Below are 21,177 nucleotides of genomic sequence, written 5' to 3'. Positions count from 1 at the left end.
AAAAAAGCGCTTGAAACGCGCATAAAACGCCTCATTTTGGTGATATTCGAAATTGGAGGTCGCTTGATGAGAATCGATAAACTCACCACTAAATTCCAGGAAGCGCTGTCCGACGCCCAGAGTCTGGCGGTCGGCCACGACAATCAGTACATCGAGCCGCTCCACCTGCTCGCCGCGCTCGTGGCGCAGCAGGATGGCTCCGCGCGCTCGCTGCTTTCGCGCGCCGGCGTGCACGTTCAGGCGCTGCAAACCGCGCTGAACGACGCCATCACCCGTCTGCCGCAGGTGCAGGGGACGGACGGCAATGTCCAGATCGGCCGCGAGCTGACGGGCCTGCTCAACCAGGCGGACAAGGAAGCCCAAAAGCTCAACGACACGTACATCGCGAGCGAGATGTTTCTGCTCGCAGTGGCCGACGACAAGGGCGAAGCCGGCCGTCTGGCGCGTCAGCATGGTCTATCGCGCAAGTCGCTCGAAGCGGCCATCGCCGCGGTGCGCGGCGGCTCGCAAGTGCATAGCCAGGACGCGGAAAGTCAGCGTGAGGCCTTGAAGAAATACACGGTCGACCTGACCGAGCGCGCGCGTGCCGGCAAGCTCGACCCGGTGATCGGCCGCGACGACGAAATTCGCCGGTCCATCCAGATCCTGCAGCGCCGCACCAAGAACAATCCGGTGCTGATCGGCGAGCCGGGCGTCGGCAAGACGGCCATCGTCGAGGGGCTTGCACAGCGCATCGTCAACGGCGAAGTGCCCGAGACCCTGAAGGGCAAGCGCGTGCTGTCGCTGGATATGGCGGCATTGCTCGCGGGCGCCAAGTATCGCGGCGAATTCGAAGAGCGCCTGAAGGCCGTGCTGAACGATATCGCCAAGGACGAGGGCCAGACCATCGTCTTCATCGACGAGATTCATACGATGGTCGGTGCCGGCAAGGCCGAAGGCGCGATGGACGCGGGCAACATGCTGAAGCCGGCGCTCTCGCGCGGCGAGCTGCATTGCGTCGGCGCGACCACGCTCGATGAATATCGCAAGTACATCGAGAAAGATGCGGCGCTCGAACGCCGCTTCCAGAAGGTACTGGTCGACGAGCCGTCGGTGGAAGCGACCATCGCCATCCTGCGCGGCTTGCAGGAAAAGTATGAGCTGCACCACGGCGTGGACATTACCGACCCCGCCATCGTCGCCGCGGCGGAACTGTCGCATCGCTATATCACGGACCGTTTCCTGCCGGACAAGGCCATTGACCTGATCGACGAAGCCGCGTCGAAGATCAAGATGGAAATCGACTCGAAGCCGGAAGAGATGGACCGGCTCGACCGTCGGCTGATCCAGCTGAAGATCGAACGCGAAGCCGTCAAGAAGGAAAAGGACGAAGCGTCGCAAAAGCGTCTGCAGCTGATCGAGGAAGAGATTGAGCGGCTGAACCGCGAATATTCGGATCTCGAAGAAATCTGGACCGCTGAAAAAGCGGCGGTGCAGGGTAGCGCGCAGCTGAAGGAAGAGATTGAGAAAACCCGTGCGGAGATCATCCGGCTGCAGCGCGAAGGCAAGCTGGAGAAGGTGGCTGAACTGCAATACGGCAAGCTGCCGGGTCTCGAAGCGCAATTGAAGGAAGTGACCCAGGCTGAGGCGAAGGAGCAGAACAATCCGACCCGCCCGCGTCTCTTGCGCACGCAGGTGGGTGCTGAAGAAATTGCCGAAGTCGTGTCGCGTGCCACCGGGATTCCGGTGTCGCGCATGATGCAGGGTGAGCGCGAAAAGCTGCTGCAGATCGAAGAAAAACTGCACGACCGCGTGGTCGGTCAAGACGAGGCGATCGCGGCCGTGGCCGACGCAATCCGCCGTTCGCGTGCGGGCTTGTCGGATCCGAACCGTCCATATGGTTCGTTCCTGTTCCTCGGCCCGACGGGCGTGGGCAAGACCGAGCTGTGCAAGGCACTGGCTGCGTTCCTGTTCGATTCGGAAGATCATCTGATCCGCATCGACATGAGCGAATTCATGGAAAAGCACAGCGTCGCGCGGCTGATTGGCGCGCCGCCGGGCTACGTGGGCTACGAGGAAGGCGGCTATCTGACCGAGGCGGTGCGGCGCAAGCCCTACAGCGTGATCCTGCTCGACGAAATCGAGAAGGCGCACCCGGACGTATTCAACGTGCTGCTGCAGGTATTGGACGACGGCCGCATGACCGATGGTCAAGGGCGTACCGTGGACTTCAAGAACACGGTGATCGTGATGACGTCGAATCTTGGCTCGCAGGTCATCCAGTCGATGGTCGGCGAACCGCAGGAAGCCGTGAAGGACGCGGTATGGGAAGAAGTGAAGCTGCATTTCCGCCCCGAATTCCTGAACCGGATCGACGACGTAGTGGTGTTCCATGCGCTTGATCGCTCGAACATCCAGTCCATTGCGAGGATCCAGTTGCAACGCCTGCACGAACGGCTGGCGAAGCTCGATATGCAGCTGGTCGTGTCGGATGCGGCGCTGGAATTGATCGGCAAGGTCGGTTACGACCCGCTGTTCGGCGCGCGGCCGTTGAAGCGCACCATCCAGCAGGAGATCGAGAACCCGGTCGCGAAGCTGATTCTGGCGGGCAAGTTCGGTCCGAAGGATGTGATTCCGGTCGAGGTGGAAGACGGCAAGCTGGTGTTCGACCGCGTTGTGCATTAAGCGGCTGGTTTCGCAGGGCGGTGGCGGTTAAGCCGCCCGGATAGGCAATCAACAGAGGGCAACGGAGCGATTCGTTGCCCTTTTTTCTTTATCGAATCTTTGCAATTGCATGGCTTTTGTTCAACTTTCTGGCAGGTAGGCAATAATCCATGCAATCGCACGGAAAGTACTCCAGAAGGTTCGCTCCTTCGATAGAATCCTTGCAATCACAAAGATTATAGAAATTGTTCTGGTTTCACTGCTAAAATCCATGAAATCGCAAGGATTTTGACCATGAAAGCCGATATTACAGAATCACACGAGATTGGCGTTATCGTGCGCGCCGCGCGCAAGGCGCAGCAGCTTCGCCAGGACGACGCCGCGGGCAGCATCGGCGTCAGCGAGAGCTTTCTCGGCAAGGTGGAAAATGGCGCCGAAGGCGTGCACTGGGGGAAGCTCTTCAAGGTGCTCGAGGGTTTGGGCGTGCGCGTGAGCGTCGATATTCCCGACGCGGCAGCCGCGTTGGTCGGCGACGAGCAGCAAAAGCTCTTTAAACGCCGCGCCCGTGCGGAAAAACGTGCGGCACGCGAGGCGCAGGCGCCCCGTGAGCCCGGCAGAGAGAAGCCATGAACCGGCTCGAAGACGAGCGTGACATCACCCGGCGCGCGTCGCAGCTGGAAGCCGCAACGCGCGCGCGGACCGCTGCCACGCCGCATCGCAGTCTTGTGGCAAGCATCAACGGCGCCGAGGTCGGCCTGCTGGAGGATCAGAACGATACCTGGAGCTTTACGTACGCGGATGACTGGCGAACCCGTCCGGACGGTTACCCGCTCAGTCCGGCGTTGCCGCTGCAAAACGGGCCCTTGCGCGACGGCAGCAGCCGCCGTTCGGTGCAGTGGTATTTCGACAATCTGTTGCCCGAACAAGGGCAGCGCACGCTGCTCGCGCGCGACGCCAACATCCGCAACGACGCGGACGCTTTCGCACTGCTCGCACACTATGGCGCGGAATCCGCGGGCTCGGTCACACTGCTGCCGCCTGGTCTTGCGCAAGGGCGGACCAGCGGCGTGCAGACACCGTCAACGGATCACACCACCGGCTTACGCCCGCTTGCCGATGCCGACCTCGAACGGCGCATAGCCGCGCTACCCCGTTTGCCGTTGACGCACGACGCGCTCAAGCGAATGTCGCTGGCCGGCGCGCAGCACAAGCTCGCGGTGGTGTTGCGTGAGGAGGGCCTGTTCGAACCCGCCGGCGAGACGCCGTCCACCCATATCCTCAAACCCAATCATCAGGACCAGAGCGACTATCCGCATTCGGTCATCAACGAGTGGTTCGTGATGAGTCTCGCGGCGCGCCTGCGGCTCGATGTGCCGGCAGTGCATCGCCGCTATGTGCCCTCACCGGTGTACCTGGTCGACCGTTTCGACCGGGTCGAGCAGGATGGCGAATGGTTGCGGCGTCATTCAATTGATGCCTGCCAGTTGCTCGACCTCGCACGCACTTTCAAGTACGAGCAGGGCAGCGTGGAGCAGCTCGCGGCGATTGCCGGCCTCTGCCGCAATCAGGCGGCGGCGCGCACGCGGCTTTTTTCATGGCTGGTGTTCAACGTGCTGGTCGGCAATTCTGATGCACACCTGAAGAATCTGAGTTTCCTCGTCTCACATGAAGGTGTTCAGCTGGCGCCGTTCTACGATCTGCTGAGCGTAGCAGCATGGAGCACGCCGATGTACCAGAAGAGTGACTGGCCGCGTCACGTGTCGTTCGCGTGGGATGTGTTGGGCGCGCGCTACTTCGACGATCTGGATCGCGCACTGTTGCTGCAGGCAGCCGAGGTGCTGGGACTGGCGATCAGGACCGCTGAGCGTCTGCTGGACGCGCTGGTGGACAGCATCGCCCAAAGCGCTGCGATCTTGTACGCAAGAGTCGAGACGGAGAATGCGGCGCTTGCCGCGCAGCGCCCGGACTTGAGCGCAGTGTTGGGTGGCGAATTGACGTGCCTGCGCGTGATTCGTCACACCGTGATTGCCGATATGGTTCGCAAGCTGTCGCGCTGAGTGCAGCGTTCAGGGTGACCTGGTGCAGGGTAAAGCGTGGTTGGTACGTGGCAGGCAAAACTGCCTGCACGGACCGCCTCGAACGCACAGCCGGAGCATCGGTACCCGGAACCCACCGGCGCTATCGCGCCAACGGGTCCCCGGTATGATGCAAAACCCGCGGGTATTACGCGTTGCCCTTGCCAAACAGCGCCGACAAACCGCCCAACGCACCCAGCACGGTTGTCGAATTCAGCTTGCCCTCGGCGGGTACTTCGCCTTCCGGCGTCGCGGCGTTGACCACATGCGGCAGGATCTGCGAGAGCATTCCCGCGACCTGATCGGGCTGCACGCCGGCCTTGGCGGCAAGGTTGGTGACCGTGTCCGAGCCGAGCACGTTATGCAGCACGTCCGCGGAGATGGGCTGATTCTCGCCGTTGCTGACCCATGAATTGATGATGTCGCCGGCGCCTTTGTCCTTGAACTGCTGGATCAGCCCGTTCAGGCCGCCCGGTTGATTGTTGACGAATTCGAGCGCAGTGGTGATCAGGGCCTGATGGTCGCCGCCCTCAGGCGACTGGCCGAACAGGGAACCGATAGTGTCGAGTAGGCTCATGACGGTCTCTCTTGAATGCCGACGCCTCATGCGTGGGGTCGGCGGGTGAAAACGCCGCGCGCGTGCGCGGCACCGGAATGACAGGACACAGGGTACGCGTTGCGTGAGCAATCCCGTGTGCCGGACAGACTTAGGGCTTCATGCCGTTCGTCTGGAGACGCTCACGCGCCGGATGCGGCCGCGGCCGAAGCAGCCTTGCTCTTCTTCGCCTTCTTCTTCGCAGCCTTGGTGCCGGATGCGTCGGCTGGTGCGCTTGCAGCGGCAGCCGTGGCAGGGGCTGAGGCAGCAGCGGCTTCGGAGGCAGCCGCCTTGCCCTTTTTCTTCGACTTCGAAGCCTTGGTACCGGATGCTTCCATGGATGCGCTCGTGGCTGCCGTTGCGGGCGCGGGTGTGGCGGCAGGGGCCGTGGTTTTGGCGGCTGGCGCAGCAGCGGCCGGGGCGGTCGCGGACTTCGTTGCGGCCTTCACACCGCTCGGCGGTGCCGATGAACCGTTGATCGTGAGGCCTGCTGCTTCGAGATTGGTCACCGACTTGGTGCCGATTCCCTTCACGCGCGCGGCCAGATCGTCTGCGTCCTTGAAGGGGCCGTTCTTGGTGCGTTCGTCGATGATCGCTTTGGCATGGACGGGGCCAATGCCCTTGACCGATTCGAGTGCGGCCTGATCGGCAGAATTGACTTCCACCGCAGCTGCAAATCCGGCTGACAGCGACAGGGCCAAGGCAACGCACAGCATAAGCAGCTTCTTCAGCATGGCAAGCACTCCATTGAGGGCAAAAAGTTAGCCGGGAACGGACGGCGCATTCGGTCAGCAGGCGCTGCGCTTAAGCATAGGATAATTTGCACGCCCTTTTTATGAAAGCCGACGCTTTATACCGATCGATTCGTGACAAGTAAATCGCTCTGAACACTATTTAAAGCTTTTGCCCTGTTTTAAGGCCTTTGTTGCGCGATCGATGATGGTGAGGATTTCGATGTGTTTTTGGCGGGCGTACGCGCAAGCGCGCCACGCACTTCGAAACGCACCGTGTCGGCGACGCTGCCGTCGGCATCGACGAGCTCCAGCATGTGATGCCCGGGCCACGGCAACCAGGGCATGCGCGGCGCATGCCCCAGCGTTTTGCCGTCGAGACGCCAGGTGCTGCGCAGCGACGCGCCGCTGGCGCGCTCGAACCATACGCGTTGACGCGACGCGGGGATATCCGGGTCGAGTGCGAAGATCGTCCCGTCAATCGGTGTGCCGATACGCACCGCACCACGCGTTGAGCGAGTTACGTCGCTCGCGTTCGCCGCAAGTCCGACGCTGGGCGTTTGCGTACCACGCACGAACCAGTCGTCGCGTGCGGGTTCTACGTTGTTTTCAAAGGTAACCGGGGTTTGAATCACCCCGGGCGGCGCGACGGGCGGTGTGCTCGGCACATGCCGGTGCAGATAGCCCACAATCGCCGCCCACACCGGCGCCGCACCCGTGACGCCCGACACGTCCCACATCGGCGTACCGTCCGCGTTGCCGACCCACACGCCCACCGTGTAGCGCGACGTGAAGCCGACCGTCCAGTTGTCCCGCATGTCCTTGCTAGTACCGGTCTTGACGGCGGAAAAAAAGCGCGTGGCGAGCGGACTGTCGAAACCGAAGGTGCGGGTACGCGCGTTGTTGTCGGCCAGCACGCTGGTGATGATGAAGCTTGCGTCGGTGCTGAATACGCGCTTTTCCGCACTTGCCTGCGTGCCGTCGCGTGAGCGTGCGCCACCTGGCAGATCATGGGTCGAGCCGGTTACTCCGCCATTGGCAAGCGCGCGGTAGGCGTTGGTGAGTGCCAGCAGCGTGACGTCGGCGCTGCCAAGTGCGAGGCTATAGCCGTAGTAGTCGCCGCTTTGCGAGAGTGGCAAGCCGAGCGCGCTGAGCGTCTTTGCAAAACGATGCGGCGTCACCATCACCAGCGTACGCACGGCGGGGACGTTCAACGAAGAGCCGAGCGCCGTGCGCACGCTGACCCATCCCTTGAAGTCCTTGTCGTAGTTTTGCGGAATATAGAGGCCGCCGCCGGCCGGGAGATCGAGCGGCGCGTCGTCGAGCAACGACGTCGTGGTAAGCCGCCGTTCGTCGATGGCCTGCGCGTACAGGAAGGGCTTGAGTGTCGAGCCGGCCTGGCGCAGCGCGAGTACCGCGTCGACATCGCGCGCGCCGGACAACGCGCCCGAGGAGCCAACCCACGCAAGCACCTCGCCGGTTGCGTTGTCGAGCACGAGCGCCGCGCCGTCTTCGACATTGCGCGGATGCGCACGTGCATTCAGCTCGATCAGCGTCCGGGTGAGCGTGTCGCGGGCGAACCGTTGCAGGTTTGCATCGAGCGTGGAGCTCACACGCGCGCCGGCACCCGGGTGCACTTCGCTTGCCACGCGGCGTGCGAAATGCGGCGCGAGGGCGTCGTCATTCGGGGTGATCGAAAGGGTTGCGGGAGCCGGACGCGCGAAGGCAAGTTGCACAAAACCGCCCAGATTCGTGCATTGACCTGCCGCCTGCATGTCGCGCAGAATCCGGCAGGCACGTTCGCTGACCTTCGCGTACGAGGCATTCGGTGCACGGATCAGCGCGGCTGCGACTGCGGCCTCGCGCTCGTCTAGACCGGAAGGCGCCTTGCCGAACAGTGTGATCGACAGGGCCGACAGACCAACCGTCTCGCCGCGAAACGGCAGCAGATTCAGATAGGCTTCGAGAATCTGGTCTTTGCGCCAGGTGCGTTCGAGCCATAGCGCGTTGGCTGCCTGGCCGGCTTTCTGCGCAATCGAACGTTGTCCTGAACGTTGCGGATCGTCGTCGAGCAGACCGGTCAGCTGCATCGTTACCGTCGAGGCGCCGCGCGTGCGCGTGTTCCACAGATTGGCCCACGCCGCGCCCGCTGCGCCGCGCCAGTCGACGCCGCTGTGCTCGTAAAAGCGCTTGTCCTCCGATACGACGATCGCCTCGCGTAACGCTGGCGAGACGTCGGCGAGCGCGACCCAGTCGCCGCGCCGTTCAGTGTGATCGATCCGCGTGCGCTGCAGCGGCTCGCCGTCGCGCGACAGCAGCACCCAGTCCGAGCTACGCCAGCGAGCGCGAACCTCATTGAACGACGGCAGTGCGTGCGCACTGAGTGACGCAGCCAGCAGGCTCGCACACAGCGCGGCGCGGACGATACGCATTTTCACTTCCGGGCAGCCGATGAACCCGCCTGCGGCGCAGGCTCAACCACGATGGCCGCATTCGGCAAGGCGCCGAATGTCGACGGCGCATACAGCGCTTCGACGCGCGTCGGCGGCAGGCCGAAGCTGCCGACGTTGTTGAGCCGCACCGTGTATTCGACCGAGAGCTTTCCCTTCGGCAGATAGTCGTAGTACGCCCGGTATCCATCGAAACCGCGCTCGATAAATGCCGGCCACGCCTCGCCCTCGCTCTTTTCGCCTTGCGCTGCAGCTTCCGAATCGCGTCCGAGGCCGGAGCCAAGAATCGTCGCACCGGCCGGTACCGGATCGTTGACGACCACCCATGTCATGTCGGTCTGCGCGTCGATGTCCAGATGCACGCGCACCACGTCGCCACGTGTATACGCACCTTTGACCGCGGGATCGAGCGGGGTGATGGTCTTCGTGATGCGGTAGCCGGCCGCGAACGGCGCTTTCAGCGCGACCGCCGCGAGACTTTCGATAGTGGCCCACGGTTTGCCAGTGCCGTCGTGGCTCAACGTCAAGGGCGTCGACGTGCCTTGCTTGGCGGGTGGCCACGGCAAGAGCTGGCTATGCGTGTCAGCGGTTCTGGTAGCGGGCGTGGCCGAGCTCGCCGTGGGCGCCGCCGGCTGAGTCCACGACACGGTCTTGTCGAACCCACCGAGTTGCAGTCTCGTCTGGCCGGTAACGGGGGTGCTTTCGAACGCGCGCGAGAAACGCTCGACGGCCAGCGAGCCCCACACATTCGCCGTCGTGGTCTGCCAGGCACCGTTGCGTTGCAGGGCAAGTAGGCCGCTCACAAGGCGCGGCATCTCGTCTTTCCAGCCCGATGTGTCGACGAAGGTGAGCGCGGTTCGCGCGGCGTTGTCTTCGGTGCCGGTCATGAGCCACCACAGGTCGTCGCCGGCTGCGGTGGAGAAGGTGAGGCGCGTGCCTTGATACGTGAGCCGCGCGCGCAGAATCTGTTCGACCTGCGCGAGCTTGTCGTCACGCTGCGCAATGTCGGGCAGGCGCGACAGGATCGCGTAGTAGTCGAGCACCGCCGAGGTTGGCCACTGATTCGGCGCGATCTCGAGCGAACCGAGCATACGTGCTTGCGCCATGCCATAGCGCGACAGTGCTTCCAGTGCGGCGAGCTTGCGCAGGTCGAGATCTTTGCGCGGCGACCACGTATTGCGCTGGATCCGGCCTTCGACAAAGCCTGCGAGACCCGCTTCGAGCTTGCCGCGCACATCGTCGGGCAGCGCGAAACGCGCATCGAGCTTCGACGCTTCGTCGCTGACGGCGAGCAGGTAGGCGCTCAAGGTCGGGCTGCCGTGACTGCTGCTGTCGTCGCTGGGCGGGAAGTAGTTCGCCAGACCGTCGCGATCCAGATAGACCGGCATTCTTGCGACCACCGCCTGCCATTGCGCCGGGTCGCGCAAACCGATGGCGCGCGAGGTCTGCTGCTCGAGGCAACTGTACGGATACCGCTGGAACCAGCGCGCAACGCCGGGCATGCCAGCGGAGAGCTTCGGCTGCAACGACACCGCAATCCCGCCGCGTACGACGCCCGCTGCCGTGGCGCCGGCCTCGGCTGGCGGCGCGACCGGCAGCGACAGCGTGCCGTCGACCTGCGCGAGCGTCGCCTGCTGCACCGTGACGGGCAGGGCGGCGCTCACGCGCTGCGTGAGTTTCACCGCGTCGCTCGCATGCGGGCCGCCTTGCTCGGCCGCGGCCACTTTCCACGTGAGCGCGGGAGAGGGCGTATCGGCGAGGCCGTCGGGCGTCGTCACGCTCCAGGCGATTTCCCTGGACGAATCCGCTGGCAGATCCACCGTTTGCGCCGCCAGCGGCACACCCGGCACGTTCGGTGTGACGACCACTTTCATCGCACGCGTCGTCGTATTGCGCAGCGTGAATTGCGCGCGGAACACGTCGCCTTCGCGTACGAGCGGCGGCAGGCCCGAGATCAGTTGCAGATCCTGCGTGCTGCGGATCGAGGTGCTGCCGGTGCCGAAGGTACCCGGTCCGACTGCCGCGATCGCGACGATCCGGAAGCGGGTCAGCGCATCGTTGAGCGGCACGTCAAGCGAGGCTTCGCCGTTCGCATCGAGCGTCACGCGCGGATTCCAGACGAGCAGCGTGTCGAACAGTTCGCGCGTGGCGCTGTGGCCACCGCCGCCACCCGCCGGCACCGCCTTGCGTCCGAAGTGGCGGCGCCCGACGATCTCCATCTGCGCAGTCGCGGTTTCGACGCCATAGGCTCGCCGCTCCAGCATGGCGTCGAGCACGTCCCAGCTTTGATTGGGCATCAGTTCCAGCAAAGCCTCGTCCACGGCGGCGAGCGCAACCTGAGTGCCGGCCGGCGCCGGTTTGCCGCCCGGCATCTGCACCCGCAGTTTGACGTGCGCCTTGCCGCGCACGGTGTAAATTTGCGCGTCAGGCGTGACAGTGACCGTGAGCTTGTGCGCGGCCGTGCCGACCTTGATCTCGGCCAGGCCATAGCGGAATGCGGGCTTTGACAGGTCGACGAGCGGCGTGGGCGCTTCGTATTGACGGCCCTCGTACCAGAACGCGCGAGCCCATTCGAGCGGCGCCTTCCAGCCCCATGTGAAGAACGAGTACCACGGCACTTCGTGAATCCGTCCACGCAAGGCCAGCACCGACACGTAGACGTTCGGTCCCCAAGCTTCGTTCACCTTGAGTTCGACAGTCGGATTCTTGCCATCCAGCTGCACGACATGCGTCTCGATGACGCCTTCGCGTTCGACCGCGACCAGCGCGGTCGCGAAACGGAACGGCATGCGCACCTGAAAGCGCGCGGTTTCGCCGGGCTCGTAGGAGGTCTTCTCCGGCAGTACGTCGATACGGTCGGTGTTTTCACCACCGAACCACAGCTCGTCTTCACGCGTGACCCAGACAGAGGTACTCGCCGTCGAGACATTACCGTCGCCGTCTTTGGCGGTGACGACGAGATCGATGTTGCCGGCTTCGCTCAAGCGGGCATCGCAAGTCAGCAGGCCATGGTCGTCGCTTTTGCCGCTGCACAGCGAACCGAGGTCCTTCGTCTCCGTATGGTTGTCGTACGCATAGAAGCCACCGACCATGCGCTTGCGCGAAGTCGTCGTGATTCGCGCAATGCCGTGCACGTCGAGCGCGACACCGGCGCGCGGCTTGCCTTGCAGGTCGAGCGCCAGTGCCTTGACGGGCACCGTATTGCCCACCGACACCCATTGTCCCGACTTCACGCCGGCAACCACCGCGGCGGGCCACAAGGTCGCGCCGCCGCTGATGGTCTGCACTTCGCCGTTAGGATCGGCAAAGGTCGCTTCCAGCGCGAGCCGCTTCGGCGCGTCGACGCGCGGGAGGTTTTTCAGCGTGAGACCCCCCGAGCCGTTGCGGTCAAGGGTGACGCCTTCCTTGTCGGCGATCAGTTTGGCGCCGTCGTCATGGGCTTGCGTGTCGGCGTCTTCATCGTCCGACGACGAGGTGTCGTCACCCGTATGAGGTGTGTAGGGCGTGAAACTGAAGTCCGGGAAACTGTCGGTGAAGGCGGGGGTCGTGCTCTTGAGCAAGACCGATACCTGCACCGGCAGATTCGCGGCCGCGCCGCCCGACACATAGTCGATCTGCAACGCCAGCGGAGCATCCCTGGCGGCCACCAGCGGATGAGTCTTTTCGTCGCGCACTGCAATCGAGCCTTTGAAGACCGGCAAGCGGAATTCTTCGACACGGAAGCTGCCCGACTCGTAGCTCATGTGCGGCGACGCGTTGTCGTCATCACTGCTGTCGTCATTCTCCGAGGCGTCACTGTTGCTGGAGACGTTGCCGTCGTCGAGCGACACGCTGTATTCGCCCAGCTTCGCCGCAACCGGAATCGCGAACGTCGACTCGGCGCTATGGTCCGCGGCCCATTCGAGCGGCAGATGATAGGTCTGGCCGCTGCCCAGATGGCGGATCGTTACACGCGTGGGATACTGCTTCGGAAACGCGAAACCGTGCAGGGTTTCGACGCGGATCAGATGTTTCATCGATACCGTTTCACCCGCGCGCAACAACGTGCGATCGAATACGGTATGGGCCCGGACGGTCTGTTCGAGGCGGGTGTCGGTGGGCACGTTGAATCGCCACGACTCGATGCCGCGATTCCAGTCTGAGCGGACGAACGCCATATCGGCTCCGGTCTTCGGATCGACGGTGCGCGCGGAAACAAAAAATCCTGTGAAGCTCGATTCGCCGCACTTCTGCTTCGGCGCCAGCGGCGTCCCGATGGTCAGCACGCCGTGCGCGTCGGTCTTGCCGGACGCCACCTCGTCGCCATTGCAGTCGCTCACGTGGATCTCGGCGTTGGGAACCGGTTGTCCTTTGTCGAGCGAAGTCACCCACACGACGCTGTTCTCGCGGCCAAGTTTCAAATGCACGCCAAGATTGGTGACCAGCACGGCGGTGCGCACATACATGGACGCTGGCTTGCCGAGTAGCGACGCGCCGAGCGCCGGCGACGCCAGTTCGATCACGTAGAAGCCGGGCTTCGTTACCGGAACGCCCACCACTTCGAACGGCCGTAATGCCTTCGGATCTTCTTTGGGCAACGCCAGCGTTTCGACGCCCGGCTGGCCGGCGAGCAGCGACAGTGAACGTATGTCGATCAACGGGTCTTTACGGGTGTCGTTGTCCGCGGCTTCGTCAGGAGAGCGGGGCACGTACACCGGATTCTTCGCGTGCGACAGCAAGCCCGGCATCGCCGAGTCGATCGAGGACTTGCTCATGGCATAACCGTCGAAGCGCTCGACCCGCCGCATCCAGTTGCGGATATCCGTATCGGCATCCACACGCATTCTGGCGAACTGCGCCCCGCCTGCGTTCAGCCCGGCGACATGCAGGTCGGCTTCGACATTGCGCAGCGTCACCGGCACGAGTGCGGGCATGCCCGGCTCCGCGAATCGATCGACGATGCCAAATGTGCCCGACGAAAACTTCGCGAGCGGCGGCATCGGCGCGGTGGCCACCTTCAGCGGAAACAGATCGGCGTTGGTGAGCGCGCGGCCGCTGACGTCCTGCAGATGCGGCGGGATCGCGATGCTCAACTCCGCGTGCGCGGGCAGGGGTGCCGCGAATTCGACGGTGGACGTTTCGGGGTCTTTATCATCCGGCCCGAAGGTGGGCGCTATCGTGCCGCTGGGTCCCTTGAGCGTCAGCTTTGCTGCATCGGCACGCGCAATAGGTGCATTGAAGCGTACCTGCAGCGGACGCAGTGGCGTGCATGGCGCCCTGGCGTTCTCGCGCTCACAGGAAAAACTCGCGGCGAAAGGCTCGCGCACGGTGTAATCGAAGCGGCGTTCGACGTCGTTTGCGAGGCCACTCGGGCTCGCGACGCCGACACCGTATACCAGCTGCATTTTTGTCGCGGATGGCAAGGTTTGCTGACATTGCAGCGTCAGGATGCGGGCGGCGTCTTTCTTCAGGTGGAAGCGTTTGAGCAGAGCGGCGCGCGTGGCGTCATCGACGTTTTTGACAGGAATGCGATTGCCGAGGCCGCTGGATTCGCACCACACATGCTGGCGCACCGATGCATCCGTAGCGGGCCCGTTGAGGGTCAACACGAAGGCCTGGTCTTCTTCGATTTCACCGTTCTCCGGGTTGGTGTCCTGTACGAACGGGCCGCCGGTTTCGAACGCGTAGTGTTGCGGACCCGTGACTGGGTGACCGGCGTACGTCTTCAGTCCGTCATTGAGTTCCAGTTTGCAGCGCACGCCGGGTGGCAGGTCAGCGTTGAAGTCCCATGCCCAGGTCTTGTCGTCGATCCAGCGTGCCTGGCCTTGACTCGCCGTGGCGTCGTCGCAATGCAGTTGTGCGGGGACGGGGGCAGCAGGCGCGCCGAATGCAATCATTGCTTCGTCGAACTTGACGACCACTTGCCGCACTTGCGCGACTTTGCCTTGTGGCGACACGCTAGTGATGCGCGCTGCATCGGCTCGCCACGATGAAGTAGCAAGCAAACCAAGCGTTGCCGCGGCGATTGCGGCCCACATCCACCTTTGCCTGAGGGTGTCGCTTCGCATCGACCGCGCTCCTGTTGCTTACAGAATGCTGGCGATTCTACCGGACGATCATCAGTATCCCAAACTGTATCCGGTGTCGGAAATTCCTGAGATTGAGTGGTTTCGCGAGGCGTTTGACTGAGAGCGCAGTCGAAATCTGCCCCGAGTGATGTCATGTCCAGGTCACAGTCGCCAGTGACCCGGCCGCTCCGACGAGCAGCATCTCCAACGCAGGTTCAGTCGCTGCGAACCGACGCGTTTGAGGCGCGCGGCTAAGCGACGCGGAAGCGGTTCGAGCTTGTCAGGCGATCGCCAAATAACATAACTAACGCAACTAACGGTCTGGTTTTGCCGGTGTCTTCAAACTCGGGCCGCGGGTTAGCAAGGGGATCTAAAGTCTTCAGGTAGAGCGGCAGTGCAAGGATAGACGGGCCGTTGCCCCAACGGGCACAATCCGGGCACCGTGCGGGCGCCCATGCCCGCTATCGCACCTGACCAACGGCATCAACCTGCAGATACCGTTTGCTGACTCCGCGCCAGTAGATCAGCAGCCCAAACCCCGCAATTGCGAGACTCGCTGTATTGGCGACCCAGAAGCCGCGCGCGCCGGTCAGCCAGACGGGTATCGCGCCACCGACGTCGAACCCCAGCAGGTACCCGCCTCCCAGCCCCACGCCCCACAGCGCGACCGCATAAATCACGGTCGGCACCACGGCCACTTTATAGGCGCGCAACACGAACGCCGTGGTGACCTGCAGCGAATCGAACACGTGATAGAACGCCACGATCAAAACCAGCGGCATGGCAGCCGCCGCGACCTGCAGGTTCGGCGTATAGCCTTCGATGATGAGCGGCCGCAACACGAGCAGCATCAGCGCATAGCAGCAGGCGATCAGCACCGCCATCAGGATGCCGTGCCGCGACAAGGTGCGCGCCGCCTCGTGACGATGCGCGCCGAGCGCCTGGGCGACGAGCGTGGATGCGGCAATGCCGATCGACAAGGGTGTCATGTACAGCACCGCGCCGACATTGCCCGCAATCTGATGGCCCGCCAGCGTGGTCGTGCCAAAGCGCGCAATGAAGAGCGCCATGAAGGTGTACGACGTGACCTCGATCAGGTACGAGAGCCCCATCGGAATGCCGAGCCGCAACTGCGCCGCCTGACGCCTCCAGACCGGCCAGCAGAAGTGCGAAAAGATCGCGAGTTCACGGAACACATCGAGTTTCGTCAGCAGCAGCATGCCGACAATCGCGAGCGTCCAGTTGATCGTGATACTGGCGAGCGCGCAGCCCGGACCGCCGAGCGCGGGCACGCCGAGGCCACCGAAGATCAGCCAGGTGTTGAGCGGAAACTTGAGCAGCAGGGCGCCGATCTGCAGGATCATCACGAGCCGCGGCTGGCCGAGCGCATTGGTCAGCGAACTGTAGACGCGGAACACCAGACTGGCGGGCAAACCGAAGGCGAGGATCTGCAGATACGCGAGCGTGCGTTCATGCAGCGCGGCCGGGACACGGGCGAGCCGCAGCACGGGCCCTGGAAAATACAGGATCAGGAAGCCGATTGTCATCAGCGCCAGCGCAAGCCACAGCGACTGACGGACTTCCTCGCCGATCTCGCTATAGCGGCGCGCGCCGTGCAATTGCGCGGCAATCGGCTGGAGTGCGGTGAGAATGCCGGTGAGGCCGATATAGACCGAGATGTAGATCGACGAGCCGAGCCCGAGTGCGGCGAGATCGACCGCGGAATAGCGGCCGACCATCGCGGTGTCGATCACGCCGAACGCAATGATCGCCAGTTGACCGATCAGCACCGGCCATGCGAGCTCGGCGATCTTTCGTGCGTCGGCGAACATGATCAGTCCGGCCGGGCCGGAGCGGCTTGTTTGGGACGCCACGCGCGATGCTTCGCGACCGGCGGCTTCGGACGATCGATTCGCACGTACAGGCGGAAGCGCTCGTCGCGGTCGGCGACCCGGCGGCCTTCCCACACCAGCTTCCAGACGAAGTTCGACATCGAACTGGGTTCGCCGTAGTCCTGCGTGTCCTGGCGCAGGATCACGTCGCAGTCCTGGTCGAACGCAAAATGCATATGGCCGAAGTACGCAAACGTGGCGATCTGCGCGTTGCCGAGGCGGACCGGCGAAATGCAGGTGTAGTCATCCGGCAGATGCGTCGCAATCTGCTCGGCCACGTCCTTGTAGGTCCGGCTGTAGTTGACGACCGGCAGCCACAGCGTCATCAGCAGCACCCACATCAGCGTGGTGCCGGCGCTGGAGAGCACCACGCTACGCCACAGGACCTTCGGATGCCGCGCGAGGCGCCAGCGGACCAGCACGAACCAGCACACGGTGACCGCTACCGCGCACACGAACGACAGAATCTTGAATTGCGGCACGAAGCCGGGCGCAAGACGCGCCAGGTTGCGGGCAAGCGGATGCGGGAAGCCGGTCAGCCCCGCCACGTAGACCAGCCACACAAACGTGCCGAGGATCGTGAAGCTCAGCAGCGCGAACCAGTCGATTGCGTTGATCGCGCCGCGCTTGAGCGTCGGCAGCGCAAAGGTGGCGAGTACCGCGAGGGCCGGCAGCAGCAGCATGTAGAGCTGATTGGTCTGGTGGCTCTGGATCACCACGAGGATCAGGAGCGGCGTGATCACCGAGAGCGGAATGGCGACGTGCGGTGCGCGCCGCAGCCCCGACCAGCTGAACCACGACCAGATGGCGAGCGGCCACGCGGGCCAGGTGAACAGCGGCAGGTTTTTCAGCGCATAGCGCGCCACCGACCCCACCGATCCGGGCGGACCTGCAAACGCGTTGAGGCTGCTGTGCACCCATTGGTTGAGGTACCAGACGGCGTCGTCCGGGTATCTGGCCAGCGCGGCGACGGGCCACGCCACCGTCAGCACCAGTGCGACCGGCAGGCCCGCTAGCAGCAGCCAGCGCGAGCGCGTCTCGGGGACGATCACCATCATTGCCAGCGTACCGATCAGCAATGCGCCCACCAGCACCGGATTGCTTGCCAGCGCCACGAGTCCGATGGCGATACCCCAGGTCAGCGCGCCCTGGATGGGTTTGTCGATCATCCGCACGAGGCCGTAGACGAGCATCGCGATGCAGACGAACTGCGCCAGTTGCGGCGTCGTTTCGTGACCACGTTCGGCGAGGCCGAAGCAGGCGAGCAGGATCAGCAGCGCGCCGTCGGCAAGGGTGCGGCCGTAGTCGCGCGGCTCCGGCTCGCCGCCGAATGCATATTTAAAGGGCTGCACCTCGGCGCGACGGCCGAGCAGATAGGCGGCGTACCAGACGAACGCGCAGGCGCCGCAGAACAACAGGCCGGTGAACACGCGCGAGGCGTTGCTGGCGTCGACCCATGGCGACAGCGCGCGGATGGCGCTCGCGCCCAGCCAATAGCTGAGCGGGCCGTTTTCGGTCAGGTACTTGCCGACCAGATTCGGCAGCAGCCAGTCGTGCAGGCCGCCGTTGGCCATGGTCCACATGACGCCGAAGCCGGCCGCATCCTCGTTCTTCCACGGGTCACGGCCAAACAATCCAAACGACGCATAAACAATACAGATGGTGAGCAGCAGCCAGCGCGGCAGGGCACTTGTAGCGGAGGCAGTGAGGCGAACGACTGGTCTCATGCGGATATGTGATTCTCGGATTAGCGCGTGGGCCGGCAGAGGGCGGAGTGCCCGCCAGCATGGCCGATTCGCAGCATCCGGCATTGTAGACGGGCCGCACGCGGCACGTCACGGTCAGTAACAGCGCGCAATGTTTGGCTGTGCCGTTGTAACCACGCGCGGATAGTCAGGACATGAGCAGCGCGCAAGCTTATCTGCGGCTGAACCAGGTGACAAAAAAGGGCAGCTTACGCTGCCCTTCTGTGCTGGTGCCTGAACACCCGTCCGGCTTGCAACCGGTGACGCGGCGCGAATTACTTCGCTGCCTTGCCGGTAGCGCGCGTGCCGAACTTCTTGTTGAACTTCTCGACGCGGCCTGCCGTGTCCATGATCTTTTGCTGACCGGTGTAGAACGGATGCGATTCCGACGACACTTCAATCTTCGCGAGCGGGTACGTCTTGCCTTCGAATTCGCCGGTTTCGCGCGTCTGGATGGTCGAGCGGGTCACAAACTTGAAGTCGATCGACATGTCGATGAAAAGGACTTCGCGGTAATTGGGGTGAATGCCTTCTTTCATGGTCTTTCCTATAGTCTGGCGGTAGCCAACCCGCGTGCAGCCGCTGGAGCGGAAGCATTTTGGCGCGAGCCACTTGCCTAAGGTCGAAAAACGGCGATTATGCCAGAAAATCAGCTGGTTGACGAATTTCCCGGAGGTTTTTTGCCGCGGACGGACGGCTGCGCGGCGGCTGATGCGGCTTTCCATGCTGTCTGGCTTTGCAGTGCGCCCACCCGCGCCGGGTCCTGCCGGTAATAGCGGGCGAGCAGCCGGTAAAGTTCAGGATATTCCGCTTCGAACGCGTGGGGCTGGACGAACAGCGCCTCGCTGCAAACCGCAAAAAATTCCGATGGATGGTCCGCCGCGTACGGATCGATCAGCGACGCGCGCTCGAAGCGCGCCCAGCGCCGGTCCGAGATTGCGTCGACCCTGGCACAGAAATGGTCGTAGGCATGGTCGAATACCTGCGCCCATGCGCCTGCGTCGAGCGGCGCGTGCCAGCGGCGAAAGAGCGGCGGGTGGCCGTCCGCTTCGCCCGTCAGCATGTCGATCTTGTGCGCAAATTCGTGGATGACGACGTTGTACGCGTCCGAACCATCCGTCATCTGAGCGTCTTCCCAGGACAGCACCACGGGACCGCCTTCCCAGGCTTCGCCGCTGGCATCGTGCTCGACTTCGTGGATCACCCCGTCTTCGTCCTCCACCGTCTTGCGGATCACGAATTCGCCCGGATACACGATCACGCCGACCCAGCCGCGATATAGATCCAGCCCCAGGTTGAGCACCGGCAGGCAGGCTTGTGCGGCAATCGCGACGGTCATGGCGTCGGTCAGTTCGAGTTCGTGCGCGGTGGAAAACTCCTTTTGCGCGAGAAACAGGCTGGTCAGCTCGCGCAGCCGGGCGAGGTCGGCACCTTCGAGGTGAGCGAGAAACGGCAGGCCGGCGAGTGTCGCCTGCCAGAGCGGTTCGTCGATCGGATGGTTGCGCAGCGCGCGATCGCGGCGGCGCGAGTCAAACCATTGGGTAAGTTTCGATAGCATCGCTTAGTCGATCTGTTTTTGCCGCGCGGCGGACGGGCTGACGCGTACGGCTACGTCAACCGGATTGTAGAAGCCGTTGTCAGCGCGACGAAGGTATTCTGGAACGCCGGATTGAACGGCATCACTCCGCAATCCGCGTGATGCAGCGCTTGCCGGTGCTTCTCGATAAGGATCACGGACGCGGTCGAAAACGAAAATCGTCGATTGACGAACGATGCCCGTGAGCCGCTAGTCGGGCGTGAACGCGTCGATAGCGAAGATTCTAAAGGTCAGATAGGCGACCGGGAACACGATGAGCAGCAACAGCTGGCCATGCGGCAGCAACGGAACGATCAACGCGGCTTCGCCGACTCCCGGCAGCATGCGCGTCATCCATGCTTCAGGAAGCGTGGCGACCGAGAAGTCGGGCACGGTCCGCTTCATTTTGCGGATTGAGTTCTCCTCGATGTATGGAATACGGCTTGTATGCGTTATCGGATGGACTGATTCAATTAGGGATTGTGAGTGTTTCGCACCTTGATGATTCGAAACGATGACGTGTAATTTTTCATCACATTCATTTATTTTTGTCGTTTAACTTGAAAATATAAATATGAAACGCTACAACACTCTTGTCGGAAGAGCTGGCACTTCGAAATAATCTTTCAGGGCCGGGAGAAGAGGTGTCGAATAAAATTCGCGAAAATGCAATTCACCTTCGGGGTGGTTTTTCGCGGGACAGCAGGCGGGTGTTCGTTGGTTAAATGGTAAACCATCGATGAATCAAATAATAATTGTCACGGGGAGTTGTTGTGTGATACGAAACTGAAGAAAATCGCTGGCTGGTAGCGGAAGATTCTGGTTGTTCGTTCACCTGAGACGCGACGAGGTCGACTTATTTGAATTGAACCGGCAATGTTCCAACGGGCGGTTCGACAAGCCGGCTCAGTTAATGAAAAGTAACTGAGCAGAGGTCGATTGCACAATCTGGTGACAATGATGGAGTGTCACATTGCACTTGTGAGTCGTACAGCTACTGGAAACGTGCTCACTCGGATAAACGAATTGTGTAAGAGACGAAGGCTGGTGGCATTTGGTCATAAGGCCTTCGGTCGGCGAGGAGGTCACGCAGGATCACGAAGAGAAATGAATCATGAAAAGTACACTTACTATCGTTTCAATGGGATATCTAGGACAACGCCGCTCTGCTGTGAGTGGGACGTACCTGCTAGGCAACGGGTACCGTAGTTTCAACCCGATCATCCGGCGTTTCAACCTGTGGGATAGGGCGAGCCCGTTTGGCGTTGGCGGAGCGCACGGTTATGGATACTGCTCTGGGGATCCCGTGAATCAGGCTGATTCGTCGGGGCAAGGGCCGTTTCTTGACCTCCTGATTGGGCTTGGGGCGGCTATCGGACGAAACGCACGGCGCGCCGGCGTGGCTGACGCGGGTGCGGCGGCC

13 protein-coding genes are annotated in these 21,177 nt (G+C 62.8%); 4 read left to right on the top strand and 9 right to left on the bottom strand.

Translation table 11 applies throughout. From position 1 onward, the window contains the following. Positions 1–66 precede the first annotated feature (66 nt). The 3 genes from clpB to VGH41_RS02985 all read left to right on the top strand — a co-directional run bounded on the left by clpB (position 67) and on the right by VGH41_RS02985 (position 4,700). A complete protein-coding gene (gene clpB, locus VGH41_RS02995) occupies positions 67–2,664 on the top strand; it encodes an ATP-dependent chaperone ClpB (protein WP_331595860.1) in 2,598 nt (865 codons plus the stop codon). A 273-nt stretch (positions 2,665–2,937) separates the two neighbouring features. After that, entirely contained in the window at positions 2,938–3,273 is a 336-nt protein-coding gene (locus tag VGH41_RS02990; protein ID WP_331595859.1) for a helix-turn-helix domain-containing protein, read from the top strand. After that, positions 3,270–4,700: a HipA domain-containing protein gene (locus VGH41_RS02985; protein WP_331595858.1), complete on the top strand. Its 1,431-nt coding sequence runs from the start codon at positions 3,270–3,272 to the stop codon at positions 4,698–4,700. Before VGH41_RS02990 ends, VGH41_RS02985 begins: the two co-directional genes overlap by 4 nt. A 166-nt stretch (positions 4,701–4,866) precedes the next feature. Here VGH41_RS02985 and VGH41_RS02980 read toward each other — a convergent pair whose 3' ends face one another. The 9 genes from VGH41_RS02980 to VGH41_RS02940 form a co-directional block, all read right to left on the bottom strand. Continuing rightward, a complete protein-coding gene (locus VGH41_RS02980; protein WP_331595857.1) occupies positions 4,867–5,295 on the bottom strand; it encodes a YidB family protein in 429 nt (142 codons plus the stop codon). 161 nt (positions 5,296–5,456) lie between these two features. After that, positions 5,457–6,047 carry a ComEA family DNA-binding protein gene (locus VGH41_RS02975; protein WP_331595856.1) on the bottom strand — a complete coding sequence of 197 codons (591 nt, stop codon included), beginning with the start codon at positions 6,045–6,047 and terminating at the stop codon, positions 5,457–5,459. 179 nt (positions 6,048–6,226) lie between these two features. Beyond that, positions 6,227–8,476, bottom strand: coding sequence for a penicillin-binding protein 1C (pbpC, locus tag VGH41_RS02970; RefSeq protein WP_331595855.1), 2,250 nt, complete (start codon positions 8,474–8,476; stop codon positions 6,227–6,229). 2 nt (positions 8,477–8,478) lie between these two features. Next, a complete protein-coding gene (locus VGH41_RS02965) occupies positions 8,479–14,541 on the bottom strand; it encodes an alpha-2-macroglobulin family protein (RefSeq protein ID WP_331595854.1) in 6,063 nt (2,020 codons plus the stop codon). Positions 14,542–15,002: 461 nt separating this feature from the next. Then, complete coding sequence (locus VGH41_RS02960) at positions 15,003–16,373, bottom strand: MATE family efflux transporter (RefSeq protein ID WP_331595853.1); 1,371 nt, start codon at positions 16,371–16,373, stop codon at positions 15,003–15,005. 2 nt (positions 16,374–16,375) lie between these two features. After that, a complete protein-coding gene (locus VGH41_RS02955) occupies positions 16,376–18,160 on the bottom strand; it encodes a glycosyltransferase family 39 protein (protein ID WP_331595852.1) in 1,785 nt (594 codons plus the stop codon). Between the two features lie 293 nt (positions 18,161–18,453). Next, positions 18,454–18,717 (bottom strand): type B 50S ribosomal protein L31, encoded by a 264-nt coding sequence (locus VGH41_RS02950; RefSeq protein ID WP_331595851.1) that lies wholly within the window; start codon positions 18,715–18,717, stop codon positions 18,454–18,456. Between the two features lie 110 nt (positions 18,718–18,827). Next, a complete protein-coding gene (locus VGH41_RS02945) occupies positions 18,828–19,736 on the bottom strand; it encodes a M90 family metallopeptidase (RefSeq protein WP_331595850.1) in 909 nt (302 codons plus the stop codon). Between the two features lie 228 nt (positions 19,737–19,964). Continuing rightward, positions 19,965–20,147 (bottom strand): hypothetical protein, encoded by a 183-nt coding sequence (locus VGH41_RS02940; protein WP_414696590.1) that lies wholly within the window; start codon positions 20,145–20,147, stop codon positions 19,965–19,967. 721 nt (positions 20,148–20,868) lie between these two features. Between VGH41_RS02940 and VGH41_RS02935 the strand changes: the two genes are divergently transcribed. Then, on the top strand, positions 20,869–21,177 hold a 309-nt coding region (locus VGH41_RS02935), incomplete at its 3' end, for an RHS repeat-associated core domain-containing protein (protein ID WP_331595849.1).

It is taken from the genome of Paraburkholderia sp., assembly GCF_036488795.1.
GTDB lineage: Bacteria > Pseudomonadota > Gammaproteobacteria > Burkholderiales > Burkholderiaceae > Paraburkholderia.
The sequence above is the reverse complement of the archived record's forward strand: the minus strand, read 5'-3'. Positions and strand labels throughout refer to the sequence as shown.

Excerpts from the sequence above, each read along its gene's own strand:
- VGH41_RS02990 (WP_331595859.1), top strand. The coding sequence starts at position 2,938 with ATGAAAGCCGATATTACAGAATCACACGAGATTGGCGTTATCGTGCGC.
- VGH41_RS02965 (WP_331595854.1), bottom strand. The coding sequence starts at position 14,541 with ATGCGAAGCGACACCCTCAGGCAAAGGTGGATGTGGGCCGCAATCGCC.
- VGH41_RS02975 (WP_331595856.1), bottom strand. The coding sequence starts at position 6,047 with ATGCTGAAGAAGCTGCTTATGCTGTGCGTTGCCTTGGCCCTGTCGCTG.
- VGH41_RS02960 (WP_331595853.1), bottom strand. The coding sequence starts at position 16,373 with ATGTTCGCCGACGCACGAAAGATCGCCGAGCTCGCATGGCCGGTGCTG.
- clpB (WP_331595860.1), top strand. The coding sequence starts at position 67 with ATGAGAATCGATAAACTCACCACTAAATTCCAGGAAGCGCTGTCCGAC.
- VGH41_RS02980 (WP_331595857.1), bottom strand. The coding sequence starts at position 5,295 with ATGAGCCTACTCGACACTATCGGTTCCCTGTTCGGCCAGTCGCCTGAG.
- VGH41_RS02945 (WP_331595850.1), bottom strand. The coding sequence starts at position 19,736 with ATGCTATCGAAACTTACCCAATGGTTTGACTCGCGCCGCCGCGATCGC.
- pbpC (WP_331595855.1), bottom strand. The coding sequence starts at position 8,476 with ATGCGTATCGTCCGCGCCGCGCTGTGTGCGAGCCTGCTGGCTGCGTCA.
- VGH41_RS02985 (WP_331595858.1), top strand. The coding sequence starts at position 3,270 with ATGAACCGGCTCGAAGACGAGCGTGACATCACCCGGCGCGCGTCGCAG.
- VGH41_RS02950 (WP_331595851.1), bottom strand. The coding sequence starts at position 18,717 with ATGAAAGAAGGCATTCACCCCAATTACCGCGAAGTCCTTTTCATCGAC.
- VGH41_RS02955 (WP_331595852.1), bottom strand. The coding sequence starts at position 18,160 with ATGAGACCAGTCGTTCGCCTCACTGCCTCCGCTACAAGTGCCCTGCCG.